Source organism: Zhongshania guokunii, from assembly GCF_040892635.1.
GTDB classification, from domain to species: Bacteria; Pseudomonadota; Gammaproteobacteria; order Pseudomonadales; family Spongiibacteraceae; genus Spongiibacter; species Spongiibacter guokunii.
The window spans coordinates 15,939-33,192 of sequence record NZ_JBFRYA010000013.1 but is presented as its reverse complement, the minus strand read 5'-3'; the positions used below and the strand labels follow the sequence as shown (position 1 = coordinate 33,192).

At 52.1% G+C, this 17,254-nt stretch carries 13 protein-coding genes; 6 read left to right on the top strand and 7 right to left on the bottom strand.

Annotation, left to right across the window (positions count from 1 at the left end; genetic code table 11):
- Positions 1-58: 58 nt before the first annotated feature.
- The gene (gene parC / locus AB4876_RS14195) at positions 59-2,317 is read left to right on the top strand and encodes a DNA topoisomerase IV subunit A (RefSeq protein ID WP_368382435.1); all 2,259 of its coding nucleotides are present in this window, start codon (positions 59-61) and stop codon (positions 2,315-2,317) included.
- On the opposite strand, the gene AB4876_RS14190 is transcribed toward parC, so the two are convergent.
- Entirely contained in the window at positions 2,314-3,534 is a 1,221-nt protein-coding gene (locus tag AB4876_RS14190) for a hypothetical protein (RefSeq protein ID WP_368382434.1), read from the bottom strand. The two genes, parC and AB4876_RS14190, sit on opposite strands and share 4 nt — an antisense overlap.
- 119 nt (positions 3,535-3,653) lie before the next feature.
- On the opposite strand from AB4876_RS14190, the gene serB reads away from it, so the two are divergent.
- Positions 3,654-4,865 carry a phosphoserine phosphatase SerB gene (serB, locus tag AB4876_RS14185; protein ID WP_368382433.1) on the top strand — a complete coding sequence of 404 codons (1,212 nt, stop codon included), beginning with the start codon at positions 3,654-3,656 and terminating at the stop codon, positions 4,863-4,865.
- 56 nt (positions 4,866-4,921) lie between these two features.
- On the opposite strand, the gene AB4876_RS14180 is transcribed toward serB, so the two are convergent.
- The 3 genes from AB4876_RS14180 to epmB all read right to left on the bottom strand — a co-directional run bounded on the left by AB4876_RS14180 (position 4,922) and on the right by epmB (position 9,866).
- Positions 4,922-6,928 carry a sensor domain-containing phosphodiesterase gene (locus AB4876_RS14180; RefSeq protein ID WP_368382432.1) on the bottom strand — a complete coding sequence of 669 codons (2,007 nt, stop codon included), beginning with the start codon at positions 6,926-6,928 and terminating at the stop codon, positions 4,922-4,924.
- Between the two features lie 44 nt (positions 6,929-6,972).
- Positions 6,973-8,778: a cyclic-di-GMP receptor FimW-related protein gene (locus AB4876_RS14175; protein ID WP_368382431.1), complete on the bottom strand. Its 1,806-nt coding sequence runs from the start codon at positions 8,776-8,778 to the stop codon at positions 6,973-6,975.
- A gap of 74 nt (positions 8,779-8,852) precedes the next feature.
- A complete protein-coding gene (gene epmB, locus AB4876_RS14170) occupies positions 8,853-9,866 on the bottom strand; it encodes an EF-P beta-lysylation protein EpmB (protein ID WP_368382430.1) in 1,014 nt (337 codons plus the stop codon).
- Between the two features lie 48 nt (positions 9,867-9,914).
- Here epmB and efp point away from each other — a divergent pair, with 48 nt between their 5' ends.
- On the top strand, positions 9,915-10,484 hold the full coding sequence (gene efp, locus AB4876_RS14165) for an elongation factor P (protein ID WP_301029231.1): 570 nt from the start codon (positions 9,915-9,917) through the stop codon (positions 10,482-10,484).
- On the top strand, positions 10,485-11,438 hold the full coding sequence (epmA, locus tag AB4876_RS14160) for an EF-P lysine aminoacylase EpmA (protein WP_368382429.1): 954 nt from the start codon (positions 10,485-10,487) through the stop codon (positions 11,436-11,438).
- An 83-nt stretch (positions 11,439-11,521) separates the two neighbouring features.
- Here epmA and asd read toward each other — a convergent pair whose 3' ends face one another.
- From asd to rsgA, 3 genes are all read right to left on the bottom strand, one after another.
- Positions 11,522-12,373, bottom strand: a complete 852-nt coding sequence (gene asd / locus AB4876_RS14155; protein ID WP_368382428.1) for an archaetidylserine decarboxylase — start codon at positions 12,371-12,373, stop codon at positions 11,522-11,524.
- 24 nt (positions 12,374-12,397) lie between these two features.
- The gene (locus tag AB4876_RS14150) at positions 12,398-13,243 is read right to left on the bottom strand and encodes a sulfurtransferase (RefSeq protein WP_368382427.1); all 846 of its coding nucleotides are present in this window, start codon (positions 13,241-13,243) and stop codon (positions 12,398-12,400) included.
- 169 nt (positions 13,244-13,412) lie between these two features.
- The gene (gene rsgA / locus AB4876_RS14145; RefSeq protein WP_301029355.1) at positions 13,413-14,423 is read right to left on the bottom strand and encodes a small ribosomal subunit biogenesis GTPase RsgA; all 1,011 of its coding nucleotides are present in this window, start codon (positions 14,421-14,423) and stop codon (positions 13,413-13,415) included.
- A gap of 181 nt (positions 14,424-14,604) precedes the next feature.
- On the opposite strand from rsgA, the gene orn reads away from it, so the two are divergent.
- Complete coding sequence (gene orn / locus AB4876_RS14140) at positions 14,605-15,150, top strand: oligoribonuclease (protein ID WP_368382426.1); 546 nt, start codon at positions 14,605-14,607, stop codon at positions 15,148-15,150.
- A 191-nt stretch (positions 15,151-15,341) separates the two neighbouring features.
- The gene (locus tag AB4876_RS14135) at positions 15,342-17,198 is read left to right on the top strand and encodes an autotransporter domain-containing protein (protein ID WP_368382425.1); all 1,857 of its coding nucleotides are present in this window, start codon (positions 15,342-15,344) and stop codon (positions 17,196-17,198) included.
- Positions 17,199-17,254 lie beyond the last annotated feature (56 nt).

Genomic DNA, 17,254 nt, shown 5'->3' with positions numbered 1-17,254 from the left:
ACTGGACATTTCCGCTAGTCTTAGCGCTATTGTAGAAATAAGGATTGAATACCACCGTATGTCAGAAACTATTGTGATTGGCGCTGACGGCGTCGAACAAATGCCCCTGAAGAGCTACACCGAAAAGGCCTACTTGGACTATTCCATGTACGTCATTCTCGATCGCGCCCTGCCGAATATTGCCGATGGTCTAAAGCCAGTGCAGCGGCGGATCGTGTATGCCATGAGCGAGCTGGGCTTAAAGGCAAATGCCAAGTACAAAAAGTCGGCGCGTACGGTCGGCGACGTTATTGGTAAATTTCACCCCCACGGCGACAGTGCGGTTTATGAGGCCATGGTGTTGATGTCGCAGGACTTTTCCTATCGCTATCCGCTAATAGATGGGCAAGGGAACTGGGGTTCGCCAGATGATCCAAAATCCTTCGCGGCGATGCGTTATACCGAGTCTAAACTCACCAAATACGCCGAAGTCTTATTAAGCGAGTTGGGTCAAGGGACGGTGGATTGGGTGCCGAATTTTGATGGCGCCATGGACGAACCCTCCACCATGCCGGCGCGGGTTCCCAATATACTGCTTAATGGTACCACCGGTATTGCGGTCGGTATGGCTACCGATATTCCACCGCATAATTTGCGGGAGGTCGTTAGCGCCTGTATTCATTTGTTGGATGCGCCGAATGCCTCGGTAGCCGAGCTTTGCGAGCATGTAAAAGGGCCGGATTTCCCCACCGACGCCGAGATTATTACGCCGCCGGAAGATCTGCGTAAAATTTATGAAACCGGCCGTGGCTCACTGCGGATGCGGGCATTGTGGCTGCGCGAGGGTGACGATATTGTAATCACCTCGCTGCCTCATCAAGCTTCTGGTTCCAAAGTCTTGGAGCAAATTGCCCAGCAGATGCAGGCCAAGAAGCTACCGATGGTGGTGGATTTGCGGGATGAATCAGATCACGAGAACCCTACTCGTTTGGTGGTAATTCCTCGTTCGAATCGGGTTGATGCGCAGGCGGTAATGAATCACTTATTTGCCACCACCGATCTAGAGCGCAGCTACCGCGTTAATATGAATATGATCGGCTTGGACGGCCGACCACAGGTAAAAAGCCTAGATCGTATTCTGAGCGAATGGCTGGAAATTCGTACTAACACTACTCGCCGCCGTCTTGAGTTTCGTTTGGATAAGGTGCTGCGGCGCCTGCATATCCTCGACGCCTTATTAATCGCATTTTTGAATATTGACGAAGTTATCGCCATTATTCGCGAAGAAGATCAGCCCAAGCCGGTGTTGATGGCGCGCTTTGATTTAACCGATACCCAGGCGGAAGCGGTTTTAGAGTTAAAGTTACGCCATTTGGCTAAGCTCGAAGAGATGAAAATTCGGGGCGAGCAAGACGAGTTGGCCAAAGAGCGTGATTCACTAGAGCAAACCCTTGGCTCTGCGCGCCGCATGAAAAGCTTGGTGCGCAAAGAGCTGCTGGCCGTTGCCGAAGAATTTGGCGACGAGCGGCGCTCACCCCTAGTGGTGCGTGGCGAGGCCAAGGCGTTTTTGGAAGAGGATATTGTCGCCGCCGAGCCAGTAACGGTCATTTTGTCGGAAATGGGCTGGATTCGTGCTGGTAAAGGTCACGATATTGACCCTGTTAGCTTGAGCTACAAATCCGGTGACCGTTACAACCTAGTGGCGCGAGGCAAAAGTAATCAGCCGGTGATTATTCTCGACAGCACCGGCCGCAGTTACACCGTGGCGGCACATACATTGCCTTCTGCGCGGGGGCAGGGCGAACCGCTAACCGGGCGAATTAACCCTCCGTCGGGGGTCAGCTTTACGGGCATGATGATGGGCAGTGACGAGGGGCACTATTTATTGGCCTCGGATGCTGGATATGGCTTTATCGCCAAATTGGCCGAGTTGCAGAGCAAAAACAAGGCCGGTAAAGCCGCCTTAACTCTGCCAAGTGGCGCTAAAGTATTGTCGCCTATCCCGATAGCCAATCTAGAGAGTAGCTATGTGGTGGCGGTGACGACCGAAGGGCGAATGTTGATTTTCCCTGCGGCTGAGTTGCCAGTCATGCCCCGCGGTAAGGGTAATAAGATGATTGGTATTCCCTCCGCGCGGCTGGCGAGTCGCGAAGAGTATGTGACGGCTATTGCGGTATTTGGTGAGCGCGACGTGCTGAAAGTTATTTCGGGTAAGCGCCACTTGTCACTGAAGTTTGCCGAGCTTGAACACTATGTGGGTGAGCGTGGTCGCCGAGGTCATAAACTGCCGCGCGGCTTCCAGAAAGTGGATGCCATTGAAACCGTCAGCCCTGCTTAATCAGGGTTGTCTGCCTGACCTTCCTGTTGCCGTAAATTGTCTTGCTTGAAGGATTCAAGACTCAGCTTTTTAAGCTGAGTCTGCTGTCTTTCAAGTAAGTCGTTATATGGCGACTTCATACCGATAACCTGATTACCTCTAAAATCTCCCCAGGCTTCGAGGCGCTCGTGCTGGCGGCTGCCTTTATCTAGCCATGTGCCCTTGCCTTCGGTCGTCACGGAGTGTAGCTGATCGATCGCCGCACACTCCAGTGCTGCGCACTCCCAGTGGTCACCCTCGCCAAGAATATGGGCTATACCGGCGTGGCTGCGCAGAATTTTGTCCAGTTTTTGAAACAGCTCGGCGCAGCACAAGGCGCGAAATAAGGGGTGGTCGGTGTCGGGAATCTCAAAAAAGCGCAAGCTAATAGCGTTGTGGCGGTGGACTACGATGTCGGCGTGGTAAAGCCTAGCAATGGCTTCGCCGCGGGCGTAGCTGGTGCGCAGATGCTCGCGGAAGCTGTCGGGGGCCATTTGGGTTTGCAGGGAGTCGTAAGCCTGCCAGTGGCAGTGCAGCACATAATAGTCTTTAAAGCGGTGCTTGCCGAGCTGGCTAAGCCGTATTTGGGGGTTGTGAATTTCTTCAAGGAGCTTGCCCAAGCTGTCGCTGCCGCGATATAGGCACTCGTCATTGCGCAATGGCTGCGCGAGTCTAGCTCGTGCGAGCTCTAAGAGTTCTTCGATACGGCGCAGCGGGACGGCCACAATGGCGTAGCTAAAGGAGGCAAGTAGTCCAGTTAAAATCAGTAGGGTTTTACCTAAATCGCGAATCTCATCGCCAATTAATTCGCGGCTCAAGGAGAGTTTAACCAGTCCCAAGCGGCCGTCTGCCGCTACCTGCGCTTGGTAATTGAGGTTTTCGGCGCGCCAGTGCCCAGCTTCGGCCACGGCTTCTTCCCGTGCATTGGCGATGCTACCGTAAACGATCAGTGGGCTGTTTATATAATCCTGTAAGATGGCTTGCAGGCTGACTTTATCATTGCGCAGTAAGGCTTGTTGGCTTTGGGATGCCAATTGATTGGTCCACTGCTGGCCAATCATGCGGGTGGTTTCCAGTAGTATTTGTTTGCTAGCGGTCATGCTGGTGAGCAATAGCGTGAGTCCAGCGATAGCACAGATTAGAGCGGTAACGAATCCACATTTGGCAGACAGGGGGAGCTTTAGAAGCAGCTTCAGCATTTGCTAACATTCCATCCGGAATTAGAGGTTTTATTTGAGTTGCGAGTATATCAAGGCTCGCAGCACTTGGGTGGAATCACATCAACCGCTACAATACGCCGATTACCGTAGGGGGTGGTGTGAACGAAATCATATTGATCAATATTGCCGGAGATGATCGTCCGGGCGTGACCAGTAGCATTACCGGCATTTTAGCTGACCACGGGGTGAATATCCTCGATATTGGTCAGGCGGTGATACACGATAATTTATCGCTGGGCTTATTGGTAGAGGTGCCGGCCAGTGCCGAGGCGGCGAGTATTCTCAAAGATATTCTGTTCCGCACCCACGAAATGCAAATGCAAGTGCGCTTCTTGCCGGTTAGCCCCGAGAGTTACAACCAGTGGGTGACTGGCCAGGGTAAGCAGCGTCATATTGTGACTCTGTTGGCGCGCAAAATCACCGGTCGTCACATTGCGAGCGTTACTGATATTGTGTCGCGCTACGCCCTCAATATAGATCGTATCGACCGTTTGTCGGGCCGAGTACCGCTCGAGGGCGTGGCCCAACAGTCCAAAGCCTGTGTAGAGTTATCGGTGCGGGGCAATTTACTGGACGCCTCAGATTTCCGCCGCGAGTTGCTGCATCTGGCCAGTGAGTTGGATATTGATATTGCCTATCAAGAAGACAATATGTTCCGCCGCACTCGGCGCTTAGTGGCTTTTGATATGGACTCGACCTTGATCGAGGCCGAAGTTATCGATGAGTTGGCGAAGGCCGCCGGTGTGGGCGAGCAGGTCGCCGAGATCACCGAGCGCGCAATGCGTGGTGAAATCGATTTTACCGAGAGCTTTAAAGCGCGGGTTGCGCTGCTCAAAGGCTTGGATGAGTCTGTGCTGACAGGCATTGCTGAAAACCTGCGCATTACCGAAGGCGCCGAACGCTTGGTCTCAACCTTGAAGCAGCTGGGTTATAAAACTGCAATTTTGTCGGGAGGCTTTACCTATTTTGGCCATTATTTGCAGAAAAAGCTTGGGATCGATTATGTGTATGCCAATGAGCTGGTGATTCGCGATGGCCGAGTGACCGGTGAGGTTGAGGGCATTGTGGTCGACGGTCAGCGCAAGGCTGACTTATTGCGTGAGATTGCCCAGCGTGAAGGCTTGAATTTAGAGCAGGTTATCGCGGTTGGTGATGGTGCTAACGACTTACCTATGTTGAGTATTGCTGGTTTGGGAATCGCGTTTCGGGCTAAGCCTATTGTGCGGGAAAATGCCAAGCAGTCGATCTCCACCTTAGGCTTGGATGGAATTCTATATCTCTTGGGGATTAGTGACCGTTTGACAGGCTGATCGTAGAGCTCGCAGGCTTGGTTTTTATTGAGCCTGCGAATATCGAAGTAAGAGACCTAGTTAAATGCCGCGAATTCGTAACTCATTGTCGGCATCGGTTCATTTACATAGCTGCCTTGAATAAAGTCGGGGCCCAATTGCCACAGCATGGCGAGGGTGGCTGCGCTGCCAACATTGGGTATCAGTACTCGACTCTTTAGCACTTTAGCCTGCTCAACAATCGTTTTAATCTGCTCATTACTTGGCGTGTCGGTTTTTCTGAACCCAGGCTTTACGAGATGAGGCTGGATGTGAGCAAGAAATTTATTGCCTTTCTTGGCTCTACCAAAATTGCGAACACTAAGCGCAGACCCCATTTTCTGTAATTGTTGAGTAAAATTTAGCGCCGGTTTTAAGGCGCTGGCGATGCTCTCTTCATTAAATTGCAGTATGACTGAAGACGGCGGCAGGCCAGCTGCTTTAAAGGCAACGCTCAGCCATGAACAAAATTCGGGATCGTGAAATACATTGCCGCTAAGGTTGATGATCAGTTTTAGATCTTGCCCAGCTTGGCGTTCTTTGGCGAGCTGCTTGGTGGCTTCTACCACAATCCAGTGGTCGAGCTTATTGTTTTCTGGCTCTTGCTCGATGACCCGAAGCAATTCTCCTGCTGTCACATCGCCTTCGGTCCAGTCTTTTATCTCGAGCGAGGCTTCGTAGTGATCACCGTCGGCGTCACCGAGATTTATCATGGGTTGAAATACTAGGGCGAGGCGGTTTTGAGCCAAGGCTTCGCTAAATACCGAGCTTACTGACTCTTTACCGCTGAGTTGCTGGCGCTCACGGCTGGTGATTGCCGCATTATTGCCACCGCTGAGATATATTTTCTCTACGGCGTGGAAAGTATTGTCTAGTAACAAGCCGGCGCGGGGTGGTGTGAGGTGGTTGATTGCTGTAATTGCCACGCTCACGGTGCACTGAAGAGATTTCTTTTTAATTTCAAAGATGTCATTTTCAATGACCCTGCACAACTCAAGGCCCATCTCTAATGCGGCGTCACTGCTCACGTGGTGGCCAATGGCGGCGATCATATCGTCGGACACGCGACCGTAATGCTGGGCGGGCATAATGTGGCGAACATGTTTGCTGACGGCGGTCAGCAAGGTCTCAACATCTAGCAGGCTGGAGCTTTGGCGAAGTTTACTAAAGTGGTCGACCGACAGCAGTAATAAAGATGAGTCGCTATTGCGCTCGTTCTCTATGAATTCTTGCAAGATTTCTTGGAATCGGAATTTGCTGGCCATTTGGGTGCTTAGATCCAGGCCGCCAACTTGGTGCTTGCTGTCATCATCGTGCAGAGTGAGTTGCACGCATTCTTCGTCGTCGTAAGTTGCGCTATTGCAAGTGATTAGGCTCTTGTATTCACTGCTATCGTCGCGGGCGAAGCAGATTTCGAGCCGCTGCTGCTCTTTGTGGAGTTGCTGCTTTTTTAACGCATTTTTAAATCGGTCCTGATCTTTGTTGGTTATTAAATCAACAATGGGGAATCCGTCTAGGTCTTGCCGGCCCATCAGCTCGCAGAAGGCAGGGTTAGCGTAAATGACCATACCGTCGGTGATATACGCGAGCGGATCTTGGTGGTCGCTAAGCAGCAGTGCATTGCGCTGTTCGGCTTCGCGAAGGGCGTTTTCACTGGCTTTTAAATTTCGGCGTATGACTTGGCCGCGTTGTTCGCGCAGCGCAGCGCTGACGAGCTGGGGGATGTTGTATTTGCTTATAATGTCGACCACAGCGGGGTCGGGGGGGCTCAATGGGTCGCCTTCGCCCATGTAAATGATTGGAAGATCAATCTGATGTTTGCGCAGTAAATGTCCGCAGCGCTGCACATCAAGTTGCGAGCGCTCGGCGTCAAAGACAAGAACATCCCAGTGTTTAGTAGAAATGGATTTGCTGAGTTGCTCGCCAGTTTCCAATGTGTGGGTGTGGGCAACTCTTCCCGCGCGACGACAGCAGGCAATAATTTGTTCGGCATCATTGTCTGCAAGGCAAAACAGCAGGATATTGATGGCGGTGTCGTTACTCATAGAAACTCATTAAGGTGGCAGTGGTGAGTGCGCGCTGGAGTAGCTTACAGTATTTCCCAGAGCTGGTTGAAGTCACCTTTATTGTTTGTGTCTGTGTCAGCTACGTCCAGTTTATTCGCGTGACGCGAAATATCTTGGAAGGTAAATAATTTAAAGGCATTGGAATCCTCTATTTTTTTGTCTAGTTTTACCCGCATAGCATGGCCGGGACGCACTAGCTCGACGGTCTGGCCTTCGGCGAAGCCGGTGACACTAGATAGTAGTAATAGTGGATTTTTAGCGAGCTGCCCGCCCGGCAAAAGCATGGCGCGTTGGTAATCTTGAACAGCTAATCCTGAGTTCACTAGGCGCACGCTATAGGGTGTGGCGGTAGAGGCAATCGTCTCAATGCCAATTTGGTGAATATCGTCGCTGCGCAACCAGCGCACTACCGCAATACGCCAGCCGTCGTGGTCGTCGGCTTTGACGCCAAGCAACTCCCCTGTGCGGATGCGAATTTGCGACGACTCAGGCCATTCCAAGCGGTAACCGGCACCGCTGGCATCGAGAATTCTTGAGCGCAGGTATTGATAGCTGGTATCTGGTGCTGGGCTGCTGCTGCCGTTAGTGGGGAGACTGTAGCTGATGGTTTCTATGTGCTGTGGCTGTTGGTCAAAGTCGATATCCAAATGCTCTTTGGTATTGCTGTCGACGTCGCGAGTATCTAAGCCGCCACTGTCACCCCAGCTATCCGCTGCTTTCTTGTTGTTTAAATAGGGGGCTGGGCGGGATTCGGCTTGATCGCGATCAATTTGGAATTGTTCAAAATCAACTTGGTTGGCCACAAAATAGTGGGTGGCGTTCATGCCGAGGGTAATCAGCACTGGCTCGTCACAGGGCACCCGTTCAGCGGCTCGCGAGGTGGCTGCATTCCAAGCGATCGAAATGTGGTCTATAACAGTTTTTGGCAAGTGATCCGCAGCATCGGCTTTGCGAGCTGGCGAGGGATTGCTAGAGAGAGCGCCGCCCTGCGTAAGTATTAACTTAGTGTCGATGCCAAGCCAGCCTAGTGCGGGGGCATTTTGTGCTAACTCTCGATATACCGGCTGATTGTCTTCTGTTGGGTTTAGTAAAAACACGCAGCTTTCTAAGCGGTCATCGCGAAGTTCAATGAAGCCGGTCCAGGCATTGAGGGCTTTGAATATGTCTTCAATATGGCGTTGGGGTAATTGATGCGTGCGGCTACAGGCCAGCATTAAAGGACGTAAATACGCCTGAACTACAGCGCCATTGCCATGAGCAGCATCGGTAACTTTGATTTTAAACAGCTTCATAACGCGAGCGCAGTGGTAAATGCGGTGCAGGTTTAGCCAGAAGCCGCTGTGACAATTGCGGTAAAGCTGGTAGCTGCGGAGTAAAATACAGCTGTATTCGGTTAGTGCGCGGTGCAGGCAGGTCGCCATTGCCTCTTTGGGGCGCAGCAGGCGATTCTCAGACTCAAAGCCTTGGAAAGCTTGGCAGTAGGCAGTGGCCAGCTGCGTGTTTAAGGTGTCGGCTAGCAGTACGATTTTCTGGGTTTTTTCGGGCAGAATAATCGGCTTGTTTAGATAATGTTGCGATAGTCCCTTGGTGACGTAATGCACCTGAGGACGAATTTTTTCAAGAATCTCATAGCGATCTTTGGCTTTGCAAGAGACGTGACTAAGCTCCGACAGCGCCTGAAACAGCTGGCGGGTAGATTCGCCGAGATTAGCGAGCGGCAGGCTGCTTAACCAGGTGTTTACCGCGTTGGCATTTAGAGCAAACTGGCTGTGGGTGTCGCGATTGTACTTGGGTAGGGTCACAGCGAGTTTTGAGCTACTATTCATCATATCCTGATATTTTCCGCAGTCTCAAAGCACATATTTTAAGTTTGTGTATTAAGTCTATGTTTTTACGCGTTAATTCATAATAGCGCAAGTGGTCGTTTACTGCTTGCATGGGGGTCCTCTCTCACTAAGCGTGGTACTAAATAGCCCGGTAAACCAGCCAAGACCCCCCGCATTAGCGTTTGCGCTTGGTGTTCACTCACGTCAAAGTGGCTTGCCCCCCTAACTTTATCCAATACATGTAAATAATAGGGCATAACGCCAACTTCAAACAGCCGACGACTTAACGTAATTAAAGTATCGACATTATCATTAATTCCTTTAAGTAAAACACTTTGATTTAGCAGTGTTATTCCCGCTTTTTGCAGCGCACTGAGGGCATTCCTAGTTGCGTTATCTATTTCGTTGGCGTGGTTGCAGTGAATCACCATAACAGTGCGCAAGCGATGCCGGCTTAGCGTTGCGATTAGCTCAGGGGTAATTCGCGCGGGTAGCACCAGCGGCAGTCGTGTGTGCAGGCGCAGGGTGTCGACATGGGGGATGCTGGCAATACGGCTGATTAATTTGTGTAAATAATCATCGCTCGCGGCGAGCGGGTCGCCGCCACTGAGAATGACTTCGTTGATCTCTGGATGCGCAGCAATATAGTCAAGCGCCTGCTGCCAATCCCGTTGGCTGGGATTGTTGGCGCTGTAGGGGAAGTTGCGGCGAAAGCAGTAGCGGCAGTGAATGGCGCAGGCGGGGCTGGTAATGAGTAGTACGCGGCCGTGATATTTGTGGATTAAGCCTGGTACGGGGTTCGCATCGAGCTCGGCGAGGGGGTCGTCAACAAATCCGGCCTGGGGTGTCATTTCCTGTGCTTGTGGCAATACTTGCAGTAACAGCGGGTCGTTCCAGTCACCAGTTTGCATCTTGGCGATAAAGGCTTCTGTGACTCTCAGCGGGAATTGTGCGAGTGCTGCGGCAAGATCGGGGCGGTCGGCAATGTCTAAACCAAGGCGGCTAAAAAGCTGCTCTGGATCTCGAATCATCTGCTGCATTTGCCGTTGCCAGCTTTCAGTCTGCCAAATTGCGGTGATAAGGGGTATCATTGTTGCCTTTTTAATCTACGGTTTTCAACATAGCCGCTGAGGAGAATCATGGCCAATTATTCAACTAACGAATTTCGTAACGGGCTTAAAGTTATGCTCGATGGCGAGCCCTGTTCTATTCTAGATAATGAATTTGTTAAACCCGGTAAAGGTCAGGCCTTTAACCGAGTGCGTCTGCGCAATCTCAATTCTGGTCGAGTGTGGGAGCGCACCTTTAAGTCTGGCGAATCACTGGAAGGCGCCGACGTTATTGACCAAAGTATGGAGTATCTCTATAACGACGGCGAATTTTACCACTTTATGGATCCAGAATCCTTTGAACAGGTTCAAGCCGACACTAAAGCGGTTGGCGATGCCTCTCAGTGGTTAAAAGAGCAAGATGTGTGCACAGTGACTTTGTATAACGGCGCACCGCTTTCGGTTACCCCGCCCAATTTTGTTGAGTTGCCCATCGTTGAGACCGACCCCGGTGTGAAGGGTGATACTGCGCAAGGCGGTACTAAGCCCGCTTACCTGAGTACCGGCGCAGTGGTAAAAGTGCCTTTATTCCTCAGCGAAGGCGAAGTGATCAAGGTCGATACCCGCACTGGTGAATATCAGAACCGAGTTAAAAGCTAAATGAGTGAGTGGCGGCCCACTGCCGATTTTACGGCCTTGGGCCGTCGCGCCCAGCTTCTCTGTCAAATTCGCGGTTTTTTTGCGGCGCGCGGGGTGCTTGAAGTCGAGACCCCGCTGCTCGCCTCTGCGCCCGTTACTGATCCCAATATAGAAGCTGTTTCTGCCCAATCACCGTCCGGTGAGGGGCTGATGTATTTGCAAACTTCCCCTGAATTTGCCATGAAGCGTTTGGTGGCGGCCGGTAGTGGACCAATTTATCAGATTTGCAAAGCGTTTCGACGCGGTGAGCGGGGCCGGCGCCACAATCCAGAGTTCACTATGCTCGAGTGGTATCGCCCGAACATGAGCCTCGATGCCTTGATTGACGAGGTAGTGGCGGTCGTTGCGTTGGCCGTCGGCGATGCGGATGTTGCGCAGATGACGTATCAGCAGGTGTTTGAGCTGCATTGCGGATTAAACCCCCATGCGGCTAGTCTAGATCAGCTAAAAGCTTGTGCAATGGAGCATCTGGATCTCAGCTTTGACAGCGACGATCGCGATCTGTGGTTGCAGCTGCTGATGTCGTCGGTAGTTGAGCCCGCATTGAATCCTAAGCAAATCAGTATTGTTTATGACTTTCCCGAAACGCAGGCGGCGCTGGCAAAAATAGCTGTGAATGGCGATGGTCAGCGCGTAGCGCGTCGTTTTGAGGCTTTTTACGCGGGGATGGAGTTAGCCAATGGCTATGATGAACTGCGCGATGCCGGCGAGCTGGTGCGGCGTATTAGTGACGATCATTCCCGCCGCGCTGCAGCGGGACAAGACTTGCCGCCGATAGATCGCTATTTACTCAAGGCAATGGCGAAAATGCCGGAGTGCAGCGGTGTGGCGATTGGTTTTGATCGGCTGGCAATGATTGCCTGCGGTGCTGAGAGAATAGATGAGGTGATCGCGTTCCCGCTTGAGAGTGTGTGATCTTTGCTCGGGAGACGCATTACGGGAGGTGCAAGGGCCTGAATACAGTTTTGTCTCTCGTCTCCCGTTCAGCGTTTTCCGAATTACTTGAGGGTGCCCAAAGTCTCTCCCAATCGGGTAGGTGTTGTCGCTGCAAATTTCTCCGCCCACTGCGCGCGGTCTTTGCCAAACAACACGATGGCGGTGGAGCCGAGTTTGAAGCGGCCCATTTCGGCGCCTTTCTCTAAATGAATTTCTCTTGCGCCTTTGCGGTAGTCGGTGATTTTTATGCCGCTGGGTGGTGGTGCAATTTGCCCATCCCAAACGGTTTCAATTCCCGCCACGATCATGGCGCCGACTAAGATAACCGCCATTGGCCCAGCTTCGGTCTCAAACAAGCAAACAGCGCGCTCATTGCGGGCGAATAAGCCCTGCACATTTTCCGCGGTGGTGGTATTTACCGAAAATAGCGCGCCGGGAATATAGCTCATAGATTGCAGGGTGCCAGCGAGCGGCATGTGCACGCGGTGGTAGTCGCGCGGTGACAAATACACCGTGGCGAAGCTGCCGCCTTCAAATAAAGCTGCGGACTCGCGATCGCCGCCGAGTAATTGCAGCAAGCTGTAATCTTGGCCTTTGGCTTGGAAAATTCGCCCGTCAATGATCTGACCCAGTTGGCTGATAGCGCCGTCGGCGGGGCAGGCAATGTCTTGGGGTGCTGCTGCAATAGGCCGCGCGCCCTCTTTTAATGCTCGCGTAAAAAAGGCATTGAAATTGCTGTAATTACGGTAGTCGGGGTCAGCGGCCTCGCTCATGTCGACCTTGTACTGACGAATAAAGCGGCTAATTAAAATATCCTTTAGCCAGGGGATTTGAGTTTCTGCTAATTTGCCAACAAGCCGAGACAGCAGATGCTGGGGTAGCAGGTACTGCAAAATAATAAACGCGATGTTCACTGAGCCTTCCTTCTGGGTAGCGTTTTAGGGTTGCTGAGCGCTGGTTTGCGGGCGGTCGCCGATTTCAATTGGGGTGTCGTCGCGATTTCCCCATTCGCCCCATGAGCCGTGGTAGCCCTTGATATGAGGGTAGCCAAGAATCTTCATCACTAAGTAACTGAGGCCAGAGCGGTGGTGGGTTTGGCAGTGGGTGATAATGGTTTTGTCGGCGCTGAGGCCGAGTATATCGAGCTTGGCCTGCACTGCCTTCAGGTCTTTCAGGCGCATATGATTGTCGCGATCGATCAGTTCTAGCCAATCGAGATTGATTGCGCCGGGTATATGTCCGCCACGCTGTGCCAGAACTTTTTCGCCGCGATATTCCTCTGGAGAGCGAGCGTCCCAGATTGCCAGCTGGCCGTTGTCGAGCAGGCTGATAAAATCCTCAATCTCGGCAATCGGGGCGCTGTCGAGGATAATTTCAACTTCGCTTGGCGGTGGTAAATTAGCCACCTCTTCGCTGGGGTGGCCGCCATTGAGCCACGCCTGCAAGCCGCCGTTTAAATAGGAATAATTGCGGTGGCCAATCACGTCTAAGGTCCAGATTAGTCGCCCAGCCCAGCCGCCGCCCTCATCGTCATAGGCTATAACGTGTTTGTCTGGCGTTAGGCCAACTCGCGAAAATAGCGCCTGTAACTGCTCAACGGAGGGCAGCTTGCCAACTGCCGGCTTTATGCCGCACTGCAGCTCTGCTGGCGCAATGTGAACGGCGCCAGGCACGTGGTGCTTGGCGTAATTGTCGGCGCTGCTGGTATCTAAGATAAGCAGATTGGGCTCGTGGAGTGAGTCGGCGAGTTGGGTCGCCTCTATAACTAATGGCCAGTCTTTCATAATAAGTAATGTGTTCGCTGATTTTTGGTGAATTGTAGCAGTACAGGCTAGTGTGATGTGATTTAAATGGCCCGTTTCCGCCGGCGGTAGTGTGATGCAAAACGCCGAGTCTTAAAATTACGACACTGTATATACGATTTTACTCACAGGAGCGACTAGTGGCGGTAAATTATTGCGCGCCGAGGCTGTCAATAATTTGCCGATAACTGGCCATGCGCTCGGGGCGAATTTTATCCTCGGCCTCCGCGGCAAGCAGTGCGCAGCGCGGTTCGTGCTCGTGTTTGCAATCCCGAAAACGGCACAGACCTAGGAACGGTCTGAACTCGATAAAGCCCGCCAATACTTTTTCGCGATCCATATTCCACAGCGCAAACTCCCTGATACCGGGTGAGTCGATAAGGCTCCCGCCATCGGGGAAATGGTAAAGTCTGGCAGTCGTGGTGGTGTGCCGGCCCTTAGCTGTGGCTTCAGACAGCGCGCCAATACGGGTGTCGGTGCCAGGCAGTAAGCTGTTAACCAGCGAGGATTTGCCCACCCCAGATTGGCCAACGAACACGCTGATATGTTCGCGTAAAGTGGCTTTCAGCTCGTCGAGTCCGTGCTCGGATTCCGTCGAGGCACGAGTGACTGGGTAGCCTATTTCCTCGTATCGAGCGAGCATGGAGTTAAGGTAGTCGCTGTTCTCTTCGTTAACTAAGTCAGTTTTATTGAGTAGTAAGATCGGGCGAATGCCTATGGCCTCGGAAGCAACCAAGTAGCGGTCAATAAGATTGGCGTGGGCGCGGGGTTCGGGGGCAATTACGATCACGATATGATCGATATTGGCAGCGACTGGTTTAAGCTTGCCGTGATTGTCGGGCCGTTGCAATAGGCTGCGGCGCTCGTTGCAGGCGACCACGACGCCGGTGGGCTTGCCCTCGTGCCATGTAACGCGGTCGCCGGTGACTAAACCCTCAACCTGTGCTCGCACATGGCAGCGCTGGCGCTGACCACCGTCACCCTCGACCTCGACCTGCTGGCCAAAATGGCTAACGATCAGGCCACTTTGCTCTGGGCCAAGCTCGCCCTCGTTTAAGGCTTGGTCGGCGCGGCTGTCGCGTTTGCTTGCGCGCTCGGTGCGTTCGGCCTGAACTTTTTCTATCCGCCAGCGTTGCTGGCGGCTGAGTTTGCGTTTGGTCATAGACACGTCATTCGCCGGAGAAGCGTCATCTTAACCCATGAGCTGATATAATCGACACTGTGGCGTGATAGACACCGCGTGTTTAGCCATCATTTCTAGTTTTGTACAGCCTTATGCGCAGACGCGGCGCGGTTTGGATGGCATTCAATACACCCATTTTTTATATAGCAGAGGCATCAGCATGGCTAAAGCACAGAATCTAATTTGGATTGATCTGGAAATGACTGGCTTAGACACCCTCAATGATCACATTATTGAAATTGCCACCGTGGTCACCGACAGCGATCTCAATGTGTTGGCTGAGGGTCCAGTACTGGCGATTCATCAGCCCGATGAGGTGCTCGCGGCAATGGATGAATGGAATACGCGCCAGCACGGCGAGTCGGGCTTGGTTAAACGGGTGCAAGACACCTGCATTACCGCGCTAGAGGCCGAACGCCTGACCCTCGCCTTTCTGGATAAACACGTCGAGAAGGGTGCTTCGCCAATGTGCGGCAATAGTATCTGCCAAGATCGACGCTTTATGGCTAGAGAAATGCCCGAGCTAGAAGCCTTCTTTCATTACCGCAATCTCGACGTTAGCAGCGTGAAAGAATTGGCGCGGCGCTGGCGTCCGGAGTTGATGAAGGGCTTAAAGAAGTCCGGCGCGCATCTGGCCTTAGACGATATCCGTGACTCGATTGTCGAGCTCCAATATTACCGCGAACATTTTATTCGTATGTCCTAAGAGTTTTAGGTTGGCTGCGGCCCCCCTGTCGGTATAAACCCCTATTGTTGTCACTGACAACATAGGGTCTTCTTGTTGTTTTTATAATGTAGTTGCATGTTTGTTCGTTGGGCATTTTGCGAAGTTTTATGTCGCACTAGCGAAAACAGATATATCAACTATCTTGTAAACAATAATAAGGGGAAACCAATATGAAAAAACTGACCGCACTCTGCGCAGCAAGCCTGCTGTGTTGTACCCAAGTTTCAGCGCAAAGCTACTTTGACGAATTGCTAATTTTCGGCGATAGCCTGATGGACTCTGGCAATTTAGGTTTGCGTTTTACCAACCGCGTCGACGACGGCAGCGGTAATTTTTCAACGGGTGCTTATGCCGAAATTGCACCTCAGCATCTGGGTAAGGCGCTCGGTTTAGCAACTAATCCGGCGGTCGGCGGCGGCACAAACTATGCGGTCGGTGGCTATGAAACAGCGGATATCCTCAACTCAATTAACGGTACTGGTTTAGCACTGCCCGCCGGTGGGGCAGTAGCGAGGGCGGCTTATTTAACCGAATTTCCGCGGATAAATCGCAATGCCTTGATCTTGATTGACGGCGGCGGCAATGATTTCCTCAACGGCACAGCGAATAGCCAAGCGACTATTATTGCTTCGGCACAAACCTTGATAGCCGGGGTGACGGCATTAAGTAATGCTGGTGGTCGCTATATTATGCTCAGTAACTTGCCTGATCTTGGTAAAACCGCCGCCGCGCAGGCCCAAAACGCACTCACGCCAGGTTATGCTGCGACGGTATCTGCCGGCGCGGCAGGCTTTAATCAAGCGGTGCAGACTTATGCAAATTTTAGTGGTGCCAATATTATTCCAGTCGATCTTGCTGGCTTAATTAGTTACGTATCTGATAATGCAGAGGTCTATGGCTTTGCCAACGGTAGTGTTGGTGGTTTTGATCAGCGTTATATGTGTTTCAATGATGGTGTGGCACCTGGGGGCACTAATTCTCCCGGTTGTGTCGAGCATCCGGTATACGGCATCGACGGCTCAAATCCCAACCCTGATAAACTATTATTCAATGACGGGGTGCATCCAACCGCACGTCTTGGCGCGATTACCGGTGATTATTTGATCGACGTTGTAATGGCGCCTCAGGTTGTCGGCCAGGTGCCTAGCTTAGGCTTGGGTATTGCGCGCACTCAGCAGCAAAGCTTGGTTCAGGTAATGCGCGAAAATCGCTGGTTAGCAGATGGTGATCGTCTGTTTATTAGCGCCAGCGGCGCAACAGGTGATGAACCGACGGGCGGCGATCAGGAGTCTAAACATTTAACCTTGGGTCTTAGTCGCTCGGTGTCACCAGGCTTGAGTTTGGGGGCGGCAATTAGTATGGCCGATCATGAGTTAAATACCGATGGCAGTGAAATTGCGGCGACCAGTGTTGGCTTTAGTGGCTTGGTCAATTACCGGGAGGATCGCTGGCTTGCCGAAGGCAGCGTTGGTCTGAATGTGGTGGACTACAGCGACATTGATCGTAAATTTAGCCTCGGCAGCCAAAACCTGACGGCCACGGGTGGGACCGATGGCCACGGTTGGCATTTAGATGGTCAGCTCGCCTATAACATGCTGTCTTCACAAACCGTAAGTTTGGCGCCTGCACTTGGACTGCGCTGGTTAAACAGCAAGGTTGACGGTTATAAGGAATCCGGCGGCGAGGTATCGAATTACCAGTGGGGAGAGCAGAGCCGTGTAAGTCGCCAATTCCGTCTCGGTATGCTTGCCAATGCAGCTTTAAATGAAAACTTTAGCCTGTACGCAGAAGCATTTGCTGTGTCTGAGGAAGAGGACGCTGATGAGACTATTGAGATTCGCAATACTAACTTAGGCTATTCAAGTTACCGCTTGCCGAGCTACCAGAATGATGGCGATAGTTTTGCTGATGTAAGTTTGGGCGCGGCGGTGAGTATTGATAAGGCGCGAGTGGCGCTGAACCTGAATTACAATGATGAGGGTGAGGGGCGTGAGAGCGTGATGTTGAATTATTCGCGGCCGTTTTAAGAGTCGCTAAACGCTTGATGGGAGGCGGGAGAAGCTAAAAGCCCGATGTCCGACGA

Excerpts from the sequence above, each read along its gene's own strand:
- parC (WP_368382435.1), top strand. The coding sequence starts at position 59 with ATGTCAGAAACTATTGTGATTGGCGCTGACGGCGTCGAACAAATGCCC.
- AB4876_RS14190 (WP_368382434.1), bottom strand. The coding sequence starts at position 3,534 with ATGCTGAAGCTGCTTCTAAAGCTCCCCCTGTCTGCCAAATGTGGATTC.
- AB4876_RS14180 (WP_368382432.1), bottom strand. The coding sequence starts at position 6,928 with ATGAGTAACGACACCGCCATCAATATCCTGCTGTTTTGCCTTGCAGAC.
- AB4876_RS14175 (WP_368382431.1), bottom strand. The coding sequence starts at position 8,778 with ATGATGAATAGTAGCTCAAAACTCGCTGTGACCCTACCCAAGTACAAT.
- epmB (WP_368382430.1), bottom strand. The coding sequence starts at position 9,866 with ATGATACCCCTTATCACCGCAATTTGGCAGACTGAAAGCTGGCAACGG.
- efp (WP_301029231.1), top strand. The coding sequence starts at position 9,915 with ATGGCCAATTATTCAACTAACGAATTTCGTAACGGGCTTAAAGTTATG.
- epmA (WP_368382429.1), top strand. The coding sequence starts at position 10,485 with ATGAGTGAGTGGCGGCCCACTGCCGATTTTACGGCCTTGGGCCGTCGC.
- AB4876_RS14150 (WP_368382427.1), bottom strand. The coding sequence starts at position 13,243 with ATGAAAGACTGGCCATTAGTTATAGAGGCGACCCAACTCGCCGACTCA.
- rsgA (WP_301029355.1), bottom strand. The coding sequence starts at position 14,423 with ATGACCAAACGCAAACTCAGCCGCCAGCAACGCTGGCGGATAGAAAAA.
- orn (WP_368382426.1), top strand. The coding sequence starts at position 14,605 with ATGGCTAAAGCACAGAATCTAATTTGGATTGATCTGGAAATGACTGGC.
- AB4876_RS14135 (WP_368382425.1), top strand. The coding sequence starts at position 15,342 with ATGAAAAAACTGACCGCACTCTGCGCAGCAAGCCTGCTGTGTTGTACC.